The 13,287-nt window shown below is 40.9% G+C and carries 9 protein-coding genes and 1 pseudogene; all 10 read right to left on the bottom strand.

All coding sequences use genetic code 11. The features are described from left to right. Window positions 1-35 precede the first annotated feature (35 nt). The 10 genes and pseudogenes from EKC99_RS09755 to EKC99_RS09705 all read right to left on the bottom strand — a co-directional run bounded on the left by EKC99_RS09755 (window position 36) and on the right by EKC99_RS09705 (window position 13,178). Window positions 36-329 carry a nucleotidyltransferase domain-containing protein gene (locus EKC99_RS09755; protein WP_163151680.1) on the bottom strand — a complete coding sequence of 98 codons (294 nt, stop codon included), beginning with the start codon at window positions 327-329 and terminating at the stop codon, window positions 36-38. Window positions 330-572: 243 nt separating this feature from the next. Continuing rightward, a complete protein-coding gene (locus EKC99_RS09745; protein ID WP_163151678.1) occupies window positions 573-2,021 on the bottom strand; it encodes a M20/M25/M40 family metallo-hydrolase in 1,449 nt (482 codons plus the stop codon). A 66-nt stretch (window positions 2,022-2,087) separates the two neighbouring features. Next, window positions 2,088-3,146 (bottom strand): tetratricopeptide repeat protein, encoded by a 1,059-nt coding sequence (locus EKC99_RS09740; protein WP_163151676.1) that lies wholly within the window; start codon window positions 3,144-3,146, stop codon window positions 2,088-2,090. Window positions 3,147-3,398: 252 nt separating this feature from the next. Further along, window positions 3,399-3,683, bottom strand: a complete 285-nt coding sequence (locus EKC99_RS09735; RefSeq protein WP_163151674.1) for a type II toxin-antitoxin system HicB family antitoxin — start codon at window positions 3,681-3,683, stop codon at window positions 3,399-3,401. Between the two features lie 25 nt (window positions 3,684-3,708). Continuing rightward, window positions 3,709-5,385, bottom strand: a complete 1,677-nt coding sequence (locus EKC99_RS09730) for a DUF262 domain-containing protein (protein ID WP_163151672.1) — start codon at window positions 5,383-5,385, stop codon at window positions 3,709-3,711. A 396-nt stretch (window positions 5,386-5,781) separates the two neighbouring features. After that, window positions 5,782-5,973, bottom strand: a pseudogene (locus EKC99_RS15910) (YdbC family protein); the annotation flags it as partial. Window positions 5,974-5,985: 12 nt separating this feature from the next. Continuing rightward, entirely contained in the window at window positions 5,986-7,665 is a 1,680-nt protein-coding gene (locus EKC99_RS09720) for a UvrD-helicase domain-containing protein (protein WP_240468843.1), read from the bottom strand. Beyond that, window positions 7,640-10,147, bottom strand: coding sequence for a hypothetical protein (locus EKC99_RS09715; RefSeq protein ID WP_240468842.1), 2,508 nt, complete (start codon window positions 10,145-10,147; stop codon window positions 7,640-7,642). Before EKC99_RS09715 ends, EKC99_RS09720 begins: the two co-directional genes overlap by 26 nt. Further along, window positions 10,140-12,449: a UvrD-helicase domain-containing protein gene (locus EKC99_RS09710; protein ID WP_240468841.1), complete on the bottom strand. Its 2,310-nt coding sequence runs from the start codon at window positions 12,447-12,449 to the stop codon at window positions 10,140-10,142. Before EKC99_RS09710 ends, EKC99_RS09715 begins: the two co-directional genes overlap by 8 nt. A 282-nt stretch (window positions 12,450-12,731) precedes the next feature. Beyond that, entirely contained in the window at window positions 12,732-13,178 is a 447-nt protein-coding gene (locus EKC99_RS09705; protein WP_163151665.1) for a hypothetical protein, read from the bottom strand. Window positions 13,179-13,287: the final 109 nt, after the last annotated feature.

Raw genomic sequence — 13,287 nt, 5'->3', positions numbered from 1 at the left:
GAAAAAGCAGGTGGACGATCGTCTCCCCTGCTTTTTTATCTCTCATAAATAACGATTCCGTCACGCTCAATTTGCCGCGCGATCTCTTTATTCAATGAATCAAAAAACAGCACATCGAACGAATAAATGCCAACCATTTCATCGATTGCATCAATGACTTTCCATTTTTGCTTTCCTGTATAATCAATGCACAAGTCAATATCGGAGTTGTAACGCGCCGTCCCTTTTGCCCGCGAACCGAATAAAACAACTCGTTGGATCTCTTCTTCACTTCGAAAATATGCCATTAAGCGTTCAAATACGGTTTGGGTAATTCCATATGTTGTCACGATCAATCACTTCTTCTTTTATTTTTTGCAACAGCGCTTCAATTGGTTGGACGTATTCATCAACAATTTTTTGCTTCATTTGCTCATAATCTTTGAAACATACTTTCGCCTTTTGAAGACTTTTTTCCATTTTACTATAAATTTTCATAAACAGGACATACAGTCACTAAATTTATTTGTTAAACTTTTCATGACACTACAAAAGGACGCCTAAGCGACGTCCTTTTCACAGCGCCAAATGGATCATTCCATCTGCTTCGATTTCACTCTTGACACTCTTTCCACTTTGACAACTTTTCGATCGACACGACGTAAATCATTTCGACCAACATAACATACATCGTTTCGATCACCACGACGCAAATCACGCAACATTGTTGAAAAGTCTCGCCATTGATTAAGCACCGCTTGAATGAGTTGCACCGTTCCATAACAAGCATCCGTGTCTAATATTTCATCGTCTGTATGTTCCCACTCATATCCTGCAGATAAGTTTACGCTTTGAATGCCATGTTCTGCCCAAATTCTCGTATCGCTACTTCTACCAGCCGTACATGTCCAATGAGTTAATCCAATGTCACGAGCTACTTGTTCAAAAAACTGTCCGTAGCGAATATCGCAAAACGGCTGAATGGTGCCACATGATGTGACGATATCCCCACTTCCCCGCCGATCAACAACAATCGCTGCATCAACGTCCCATAGAAAATATTCCTCTAGGTTCCGCGCTCCAACAAGTCCGCACTCTTCTTCTACGGTAAAAACAAATTTTATCGTTCCGTTAAATGAAGATGTGTCAAGCCATTTCGCAATTTCAAGCAACACAGCCACTCCAGCGCGATCATCCGCTCCTAAAATCCCTTCACTACTTGACCAAATCGCTCCTTGTTTCACAATTGTTCTTCCTGGCGCAAATGCTTCTACCGTATCTAAATGAGCGTTCAACAAAATCGTCGGTCCATGTCCTGTTTTGTACGTCTTTTGCGCCAGCAAATTCCCATATCGATCCACTGTGATATGATCGACATATGGCTTCAGTTTTTCATACACGACAGCGCGAATGTCTCCTTCATTGCCACTTTCCCCTGAGACGCTAAGCAACTGTTCAAGCTCTTGAAGGAAAACCGTTTTTTGAATATATTGTTCTTCTTGTTCTAACCAATCAATTTGTACGTTCCGCATGTTTTCCGCGAGATCAAGAAGCTGTTCTCTGTTCATCCAAAACGCCACCCGATGAGAATAAGACGGTGATAAACGAACATTGACGTGTAGCGCACGGAACAGCTTCATGACTTTCTCCATGTTCATTTCTTTATCAAAATATATATATGGTTGTCTCTTCCCATGGCCATCACAACAAGCAATAGTATACAAGCCAAGACGGTTCAACTCACGAATCACGCCACTAATATACGTATCCAACTCAAACACTTTCGGCTCTTCTAGCCCTATTATCTCGCTAACTCCACGCTGCCGAAAATCCACTGCTTCTAGCCATTGTTTTTCGCTAATCGGCGGGCTATCAATCGTTAATACATCGTTCCAAAACGTATAATCGACACTCGCTACGTCCAAACTTTTCAATAAAAACTCGACGTTTTCTTTCTTCTCATTTGTGCAAATAAACTCATTTGGACTTTTTTCCTCTAAAATAAAACCTTGACGAATAAATAATTGGTTCCATGTTTTCATGGCGTCATCACTCCTTTTCGTTATTTACAAGTTCAATATAAAAAAAGAGCGATGACACACATGTCATCACCATTCATCATCAAACATAAACGTATAATCACTGCGATACATAATGATATAATCGACAAGACCGTTATAATAGTAGGCCGTTTCTCCTCGACATGAGCATGAGTCGATGATCGTAGGTACTCCAATACGTCCTAGCTTTTCCCGAAGACGCCTTACTTTTTGAACGAACGTATTTGTAGGAATGTCCCCATTCCGTCTCGATTGGAAAAATACCTCCATATCATATTTCGTTGCCGGACGCTCTTTGTTTGTTTTCACTAAAAAATAACAAAGCATTTCCGCAGGATCGCGTGGCAAACATACTTCGCTACCGTGATACGATACAACATTTTCGCGATCGGAAAAATAAAGAACGACTGTATTTTTAGGAGGATTCATCATCACTTGTTCACATTGTTCTTTTGAACAATACTCTTTTCCGCTCGCCGTCCATTTCGTAAATGCTTGCATCGTTAAAATGTTTTCATTTCGCTGCAACCATTCATGCAAAAACGAAAGTTCCGCAGGTTTCTCTTGAGCGCTTATGTAATCAGGAAATTGCGCTACTGATTGATACGTTTTTTCCGCGATAAACAAGGCGCTATTCGCCAAATAAAGATGCGCATAATATAGCTGTCGTTCATTTAAACAAAACTCGCGATTCGAATACGTCTTTTGATATTCAAGCGCTTGTTCAAAATAACGAAGCGCCTCTGTGTAGCGCTGTTCGTTATACGTTAAAAACCCGAGACGATAATAGGCAATCGGATTTTCCGAATCATATCTCAACGCTTTTTGAAACGCTGTTTTCGCCATACGCTCATCTTTTCTAAGCTGTGTTTTCAAATACGTTCCATAATGAATCAAATAACTCACAAGCTGTTTTTTCACATACTCAAACCCATGTTCCTCTTTTTCCTCTGCTGAACAACGGGATAAGTAACGGACCATTTTCTCATACACATCGACAATTTCATAATAAACCCAATCTTTTGCCTCACCGCTATTTAACTCTTCAAGAAGTTGTTCTTCGCGGTCGTATAATTCATCTATGGTCATTTGTGATAATCTTCTCATAAAAATGCCCCTTCATCTATTAGTCGCTCGTACCGTTGCCTACGGTAGCCAATCTCTGAATCTCCCAACGACTAAAGTCGTGGAGTTCTTGCGTACAAAAGGTTTTTCCGTACACCTACGTGCAGAACCCGCCTTTGTTCCGCAAGACCCTACTCGATGGTGCCTTGCGCCCTGTGCGTCCGATTCAAGACGATGACATGTGATTCACTCCTATGCCTAAAGACAGGAGTTTTCTCGCTAAAATCATGGAAACTAGCCCACGTTTGTTAGTATATCTGTATCAATCTCAATATTTACAAGGCTGGCGCCGCTAGGCAACAGTTTCTTTAACTTTTCGACAGAAGAAGCTGCAGGAATGTCCTCCCCTATTTCTTCCATATAGTCGAGCATTGTCAACAATACATCCTCTGCCATCCCTACTGCCTCCACCAACGTTTCTCCGTAAGTAAAGCAGTTGTCCAAATCTGGAAAAGTAACGATATAGCCACCGTCCTCTTCGGCTTTTTGAATGAGTGCGTAAAATTGATATACGGCCATTGATTATCATCCGATGGTTCGTTTTTTATGGGCGTCTTGCCAACAAATCGATCATTTGTCGTTGTCGTTCTTCTAAAACCTTTGGTGTCCACTCATCTTTCTGGTCAATAAATACTTTGCTTCCTTTGAAAACGTCCATATGTCCTTTTAAGTAACGTTCCTTTTTCTGCTTAAAATCTAAGTTACTTAACGAACTATTTTTTCTTTTGCTAATGAGGACAAGGTTAGCAATTTTATCTGTCCAATACGCTCTCTCGTCCTCCGTGAAATCTTGTACCCATTGACTATTCTTATCCGGATTTTGTGGCAAAATATGCTCCACGCTTATGTTTTTATAACCAGATAAATGAACGGTGTTATCCCCCAATAAATACTCCATCTTTAACAACAAATACTTTGCATATTGTTTTTTGTACACGTTACCGCCAATCTGTCGCTTAAACTCCTCCACATCCACTGAAAAAATGTCATCATTATTTATTAAATCATTCACATTAGACACATCCGTTTGTTCAATGGCTTTTAAAATATTATTCATCGCTTCTAATCTCGGAGTTGAATTTACCCCAGAAATCCAATCACCAGCAAATTTAAATTCCAACTTCCGTAAAAATTCATCTATCTTATTTGTTTTAAACTTAGCGTAATAATACATGACAGGAGGTATCCAGTCCTCTGAACGGAATCCTATCTTCATAATAGTAATGAGATTTTTAAATGCGTTACTCAACTCATTATCAGCTAATTCAATGACATTTTCGTACACTTCATCATACTGTTTAATAAAATCTAGCGTTTCTTTTCCTTGCGTCAGCTTCCCAGCTTTATAAATCTTTTCCTCAAATTCTTCCAATAAATTTGTTCTCGCTTTCTCTTTTACGATAATTGTTCTGACGAAGTTTAGAAAACGATCAAATCCCTCTCCAAAACGCCCCTCGATCTCTTCCCAATATTTCGCATACTTTTTTATTTCTTTTTCATTATGCAATTGCCCGATGTTCATTGATTTAAGAATATCTGCGCTCGTTAAAGGGATACCTCTATCATTTAATATTGTAAACATCCTAAACGCATCTTCCGTATTATCCGTTGATACATAAATAACCAGTGCTTTATTAAAAATAAATTTAACAAATTCTCCTAGTTCTTCTTTATCTTCTAGCTGCTCTCTTAATACAAGTATCGCATTAGCCATATTGGAAATTGATACATTATCTTTTTCTTTTTCTACTTTCAATTCATCAATTAACGTGGTTCCATCTAAAGCAATAACATATTTCTTTATAAAGTCTTCTACTTGATCCCTAATCTGGTAGGTAATACGTTGCCTTTCAGGTACCATATCAAGTTCATCAGCTTCTTGATAAATTTTCTGCTGAAGGTTATTTTTAAACGCTCGTTCTTCTAGCAAATCTCTTAAAACAGCAAACATTAAAAAGAATGTGGTTAACCGCTGCTGCCCATCTAACACTTCATATTCTGCAAAATCTTTATTTTTTGTTCGCTTTAAAACGAGTGAACCAAGGAAATACTCGCTATCGCGTTTATTCATAAATGCGTAATACAAATCGTCAATTAAATCCTGTATATTTTCCGATTGCCAAACATAGGAACGTTGGTATTCTGGTATAACAAACCAAAAATCCGGCGAGAAAATTTTCTGTAGTACTCTTTTATCGGCATCTATTTTTCCATGTGTCATCGTATATACACCTCATTGTTAAGAACTCAGAAAACAGTGTTTGAACCCATTTTCTTGATACACTTACTGTTTCAATGTCATAAAAAACTGCTCCACCTGTTCCGGTTTTAACGTTCGAAGCAATTGGACAAATTCGGCATACTCGACTTCGTGTATGCTACGAATAGTTTCTATTTCACAACGGAGCGCCTCTTCAAACTCAGGAAAAACGGTGGCATACAGCAGCTGTCTTTGCTTCTCCAGCGGGTATTGGCGCTCTTGCAAATATAATAAAATATTTTTCAACTGCTGAATAAACAAGGGGGCACGCTGTGTCCATCGCTCTAATAAACCGTTCCACGAAACATCTTTCCCCTCATTTTTTTCTTCTTCAAACCAGCGCTGCAAAGCGTGGTACAACGCCTTCAGCTCTGCCTCTGTTAACGTAACCCCTTTTCCCATTTTCCCATGAGCTGCATCCCAATCCCGTATATCAAATTTCGCCGGATAGCCGTTCCAGCTAATGAGATTAAGCTCCTTGCTCCATCCCTTCCCTGATTCCGACAGGACGGCAATCTTTTGTTTAATGTCAAACTGAATTTTAGTCATAGAACCTCACCTCTACTTCGAATAAATCGCTGAATCAAAGCCAAAGGCGTCATAATCCGCTCGGTAAAAATCGCGCACAAACGGTGAAATGCTGCGGAACGTCTTGCCTGTATACATGAGCTGCACTTCTTTTCTCGCTCGCGTCACCGCAACATACAACACTTTCTTTTCATCGTTTAATACCGCGTCGTAATCGGCGTTGTAGCTGTCGCTGTTTTTATTATCGCCCGCTCTTTTGTCCAAATCCTCGATTCTTCTTTTATTCGGATAATGTTCGCGATCGAAATGAATTAAAAAGACGTAATCAAATTCCAATCCTTTCACGCTGAACGCATCAGTGAAAAAGATCGGCTTTTTTTGTTTATCCAAATCAAATCGCTTTCCATATTGCGACACCGTCACAACGTCAAAATTGCGATTGAGCTCCTGGAAAACAGGGCATTGGCGAACGAGGTGTTCATCTGCATCATGACGATGGATGACCGCGATTGTCGCTTCCGGATCGTGGTGATGAATGTCTTTCACTTGGCGGATGAGATGATGGTTCAATTCCTTCGCATGCGGGAAGTAATAAATACTAGGTTTCTTCCCTTCCCGCACAAATCGTTGATCATCGAAGCGATCGTTTTCTTCATCTAAAAATTGCAAACTGCTCGCCAGCTTCATAATTTCTTTTGTCGAGCGATAGTTTGTCCGCAAATTCCGTGTCTTCCGCCCTTCAATGTGCAAACCTAACTCACGGTATGAAAACGGGCTACGCTTGTAAATACGCTGTTTCGGATCCCCAGAAACGACAATCGATTTTTTTACAAGCCCGATGAGTGCCTTCAACTGCATCGCCTGCAAATCTTGTACCTCATCAACAAAAATATAATCATACTTTAACGACTCTGGGATGTCTTCTAAATGTTTCAAAAGCAACAATGCGTAGTCCTCTAAATCCAAATGATTATGAAACTGTTTCTTCAATAACTCTTGGTATTGCTTATATAAGTAAAAAATCGTTCGGCGCTGCTCTTTTGTTAAACGCGGATTGTTCCCCCTGCCAGAGCGCTCACAATCGTAATAAGACTGCTCGGTAACCAAACCGTTCGCCTTCATCCAAAGAATTTCATCCATTAGAAACGTTCCCGCATGTGTTTTATAAAGCTTTTGCTCAGGCGGAAGTTGTTGATACTCGGCGCTTTCCATGAACGAATCGACAAGGGCAATCGTGCGACGGATAATCGCATCCTCATATCGGCGCATGTTTTGCAAATTCATTCGTAAAAACTCGGCATTCTTAAAACCTATTTCTCGTAGCAACTCGGCGGCCATATTGTGAAACGTCGTCATATGAAGCGTATGCTTGTCTTTCACTTCATGGAACCGCGGCGATTGAGCCACCCGTTTTCGCGCGTCTTCGATGAGCGTCGTATTGAACGAACAATATAAAATACGGCGTGGCTCATTTTCCTGTTCCATCACTTTCAGCAATTTATACAATAGAGTCAGGCTTTTTCCGCTACCTGCCGACCCATTAATTAGCATCTGCTCTTCTTCCTGCTGCACAACGGAAATTTGTTCTGCGCTCAACGTAATATTCGGCAAAAGACCTTGGGCATCAAAATAGTTCTGCCATGCTCTTGCCGCTTTTTTCGCAAAATCAAGCCGTTTTTTATGAAGATCAATTGTTCGCTGCATCAATGACATATTCACCGTCCTTACATACGTGAAGGAATGGGCACATGCGGCAATGTATTCCGCTCTCCGCTTCCACTTCATGGACGCCGAAATGGTTCATCAATTCGCGGATATGTTCATCCACTTTAAACGTATCGTTATCATACTGGTGTCTTGCCTTCCAATTTTTTGTGACAAGATACTTACTTTTCAAACGCTGAAGGTATTTCATCGCCTTCGGGTAATAGATGTTCTCGTATTGTTTGTAGACACGTAATCCTGAAATTCCTAACGTATCAAGCAAATTTTGCTTGAACGCATTCGTCCATTGCGGAAAGAGTGGAAATATCGTTTCGCGAAACAATGCCTCCCCATCCCCTTGTTCGCTCAGAAGACGACCAATTATTGAAAACGCTTGCTGTTGATGGAAATCATTTTCATAAACCGGATGATGTTCAATCAACGCGTTCAAAAAGAATTTTCGCTTGCAAAAATCGCTATCGATCCATAACAAATCTGGAATGTGCCGAAGCGCTTCCACCGAAAATGACTGTTCTTCAATCGTCGGCACTTCCCACAACAACTCATTCTCTTCTTCCACAAACGTCGTTTCTTTCATTCCATATAATTCTTGCAATATAGTAAAATAAATGCTCGGTCCATCGTATTCGCGCCAATTTTGGATATAACTAAACGTGACCGTTTCATTTCCAAACGCTAATAAGTGGTAGAGAGCGTATACAGCCGTGCTGTTAGCTGCATGCCGCGAATAATAATCGACTAATAAAGCGTTAATCCTCATTGTTTGGTTCCAACCGATGAACGAGCGGCGAATGCATTCTTTCATCCACGTATACGTCAGCACGTTTGGCAGTTCCGGCGTTTTCCATGGAAACAGTTGAAACGACATGCCCGTCAGATGCACGTGTTTCGCACTCAATGCCTTGCCCGCTAACTGATCGAAATTCAAAATTTTATCGTGCTTATGTTCCTTCGCTCCGAAATGGAGAGAAAGAAATAAATACATTTCTTCTTTCGCAAACTCCCAATGCTCCGGTATCGAAAGCGAAAAGAGCTTCTCCATCTCCATTTGTGACTTTGCGTCCCATTGTGTTTTCACAGAATCATACACTTGCTTCAATTCATGAAGATACACACGAACATTTCGCTTCTCTCGCTCCCCTAATAACAACCGTTGCACTTTACGTGCTAAATCTTTCGTACACTCCATTAGTTGCTTAATAGTGATGTCGTATCGAGAACGATGGACGTATGAAAAGCTGCGAAATGGATTGCTCAAATATTGCTTTAGTTGATGGCGACCGGTTTGTTCTTTAGCAACCTCATCAAAAGCGGTGCTCACCTCTTGCAGATCAATGAGTGATTGCAACCGATCTATAATATCCGCAAATGTCGCGACCCCTTCCATGTAATTACGTAAATCAATTAACAATGTGAGTGCTTGCGACCCGTCAATTGCTCCATAATGCACCCATCCGGAGGTCATCATGTTCACATAGTCGTCATACGTCAGAAGAACGCCCGCCTCTGTTTTTTTGCATCTTTGCAACGATAGAAAAAATTTTCCGTATCGACTCGCATAAAAATGAGAATTTCGATGGTGACCGACGTACACGTTCAACTCTTCTTCGTAAGTCGCCAATACCTCATGCCGCTCTTTTTCGATCGGACACCGTTCTAAATAGTTTTTTAAATCCGTAGGATGAGCAAACGAAAGAAAATTAATGCCGTCAAACGAATCATCTGAAATTGAAAAAGAAGCATCGACGTACTGGGCAAACTTCGCCCCCCGTAGTGGCTGCGACTCTTCTACGCACTCCCAATTCCCTTCATCATTGCTCACATGCCGATAAATGTCACGCCACGTTTTATATAAGTTTGGTGCCCCTGGGTTAAACGGAATGTAAAAAACAACATCAAATCCAACTTGTGCGAGCAAATAAAATAGCAACATTTTAGGTGCGTCAATATAATCGACGTGATGGACGCAAATCACATGTGCGTCATCCTCAAGTCCCAACGCTTCGGCTACGCTTTTTCGCGAAAGGTGGGCGCGCGCTTTCCAATATTCTAATAAGACATTATCAGAGCGTAATGTTTCCATCATGCCAATGAAAAACCTCTGCTCCTCGTTTAACTTTAACGAAGGAAGAGGAGATAAAGAAAATGGCCCGATTTCTGCCAAAAAACGGACAGATGCATAAAAATCATCGAGCCGTTTTTCAAAGTACGTCACCTTTTCCTTCGGTGCGTGACGATGTACGTAATCGCGAACGAGCGAGCGTATGTACACCTCCGTGTAAGGATGATGCCAATGCGGAAACAGTGCATCAATAAATGGCGGATATGACCAGACGCGATTTGCTTGACCGCCGATACTGCTTAAGTAGTCGGCAAAAGCAGCACTTTGGGTAATATGAATCTCTCCGTTCTGGATGCGGAATTGCTCATAAAATTTTTTTGTATGCTTATAATACTTCACTTTAAACATACAGCACTCCTCCACTCTCAAGCAAATCGTCCCAGCATTGCGCCGTGTATTGAGTCATTGGCGAAGAACTATTAACGTACACCGCCCTTTTTGCTCGTGTTAAAGCGACATATAACAGCCTTGCTTCTTCTGCTACTATCTCTTGTTTTTCTTCCCCTATGTGCTCTTTATAGTGGTTATTTTGTAATTCAAACCCATCCCAATTGACGTAATAGCCGACATTCCATCTAGAATCGTGAGAGGTAAGAAATACATCGGTCGTTCCTTGTTTTGTAAAATGGTTTTTCGTCAGCGGCAATATGACATACTCAAACTCCAGTCCTTTCGCCTTATGCACAGTCATCACTTTAATACGGTGAGCCACTTCTTCTTCTAACTTCTCTTCGTTTTCTGTTGTGTCGGTCGCCATCTTTACCGCCAAAAATGCTTCGATATCATATAAGGTAGCACGAAAGCCTCCGAGCTCTTTTTTCAACAAATACATGAGTTTATCGATGTTCAACTTATACTCTTTCATTTTAGCAATCGCCTCTTTTTTCTGCATCTCCACATTCCCATCTGGAAACTTCGTCCGCAAATATGCATAATAGCGACGCCGGAACACTTCATGCGGTCGGATGTCAGCAATGATCTTTTGCAGCACATCAAGCGCTGCTTCCGTATGCCAATTGTAATTTTCATAGACAGACCGGTCAAACGGCTCGAGCAATTCGAGAATAAACTGCTTCTCTGCAGAATAAGAGGAGAGCACACGAGCAATCGTTAGGTCGTTTTCGCCATAAGAACTTTGATGAAACAAATACCGATCTTTGGCCACTTTCGGATGGGTTAAGCGTCGGACTAATAAATAAAACTCGCGAACAGGTAATGAGCGGTAAAAATCTCCTGAGATGACTGCGTCGCAAAAAAATCCAAGATGTTCAATCCGTTTGACCGTTTCAAGCACTTCACGGTTCGAGCGAACAAGCACGGCGATATTTTTCCCTTTTAAACGAGAAAGCAAATATTGGAGCGATACATCATCCAATTCAAGTGCCACTAACCCTCCTTCCTCTTCTAGATCTTCGCGTCCAGAAAGTAGTTCATCGGTGGAATCGAACGAAAATTTTGTCACGACATGTGGCCATTTTCGAAATAACGTGTTCAATTGCTGAAGCAGCGTTGGCGTGGAACGGTAATTTTTTTGCAAAGCATATAAACGATATAACGCTCCTATCTCTTCAAGGCGCTGTTGCAGTTGAGAAAATGCGGTATAATCGGCGCCGCGGAATCGGTAAATGCTTTGTTTGACGTCTCCTACTGCAAATAGCTGACAGCCATATTTTTCGACAAGCCAACTAATAAACTCGACTTGCATCTCATCTGTATCCTGCATCTCGTCAACAAACAAATAGCGAATGTCAAGCCTTAAGGAATCAGAAGGGAGATCGGAAAGCAACGTTAGGCGACTAATTAAATCGCTCATTTCCAACGTTTCTTCCATTTGTTTCTGTTCATCCAACTCTACAATCGTGCGTTTGACCACATAATCAACGAACACGTGAAAATAATGAGTATCGCTACCGAAATCAAGCGTGTGCACTCGTTCCAAAGACATCGACTTATTTTGAATTTGTTCAATGATCCCATTCAACGAACGAATAATTTGATAATGAGGAATGTGGCGAAAACGATTATATATATCTGGTTGCTCACGAGAAAATTGGTCAATATATTTTTCAATCGTTTTTCGTCGTTCGTGCTTATATGAGCGAATTTTCATCGTACGGGAAAAGCCGAGTGCTTGCCCTTCTGTCACAAGAAATTTGCGGGCGAACGAATGAATCGTTCCAATCGTCATGCCATCGATTTGTTCCATCCACTCTAAATATTTTCGGTCTTTCGTCATATCATAATAGTTTTTTAGTTTTTGCAACAATTTTGATCGCATATGCGCCGCCGCTTCGTTCGTGAAAGTAATCATGACAGCGGTGCGTAAATCGAAAGAAGGATCGATGTGCTTAAGAAACATAATACGGTTAATCATTGTGGTCGTTTTTCCCGTACCTGCACCTGCTTTGACGATGTAATGGCTGCTCATATGATCGTGTTCGAGCAAATATTGTTCTTTATTGAACGAGCTGTTTTGTGACAAATAATCTAATAACCTCGGATCATCTACACGGCCATCTTCAATAAACAATGAACGTCCTTCCCATTCTTTGGAATAGCGAACCATCGATATGTTCAATAATTCTTTTTGATGAGCTTCTTGAAAAATAGGATTTTCCAACAATAGTTCCGGATCATCAAATGTCAACATATATACTTTTCGTCCACTCTGAACATACCGACAAATCTCCTGAAACAACGACAGTTGAAGATCAGGCGAAAAAATCAACAAAGAATACTTCGCGTTGTCCATGGCTCCACAACACTCCTAATTATTCTCATCCACATTCATTATAACGCGGTTTCTAAAAAATAGGTAAACTATTCTATATTTCACATATTGCATTTTTTGGAAAATTAAATAGGCACGCTGGTGAACCACCAACGTGCCTTGTGCATCGTTCGCGTGATAAGAGGGCTAACCTTCTTCCCCTTACGTTTCCCAATCTTCTCCTGCCCAATACCAGGCAGCACGGTATGCAGTTGCTTGAACACCGTTCGGTGAATAACGAAAAGTAATACGATGCGACTTTAATGGACTTAATAGTTCTTCCAGTTCTTCGTTTCCTAGCACCCAAAGTGCTCCATTGTTTTCTCGATTGTCGAGTACTTCCAATCCTTTGGACCGCAAATAATCGACAATATTGCTGCTGTCGATGCGTTCCCATTCCTTACTAAAATGGTCGCCTACTTCCCCAACTTTCCCCTCGCTTACAGCTACCTTTTTAACCGTCTGTGCTTCAGTGGACTTTAGTTCAGGCGTTAGTTTGACGTTCGCTAAAACGGCAGCTTCTTCATTCCGAGAATCAACGTGAACCGTTTGTTGTTCTACTGTGAAATTATCCTCAAAACCTTCCCATCCGCGAATGGAAGACGCCATTTCGAAATCACTGACATCTGATGTTAGTCTAGATTATAGACACAACGAATAGAGAAATGTATAGTAAATCTATCAATCATAGGGAGTGTCTATAATGACTAGACGTTTT

The organism is Anoxybacillus sp. MB8, from assembly GCF_011006755.1.
Lineage (GTDB): Bacteria > Bacillota > Bacilli > Bacillales > Anoxybacillaceae > Anoxybacillus > Anoxybacillus gonensis.
This window is presented reverse-complemented; position numbering and strand designations above follow the sequence as displayed.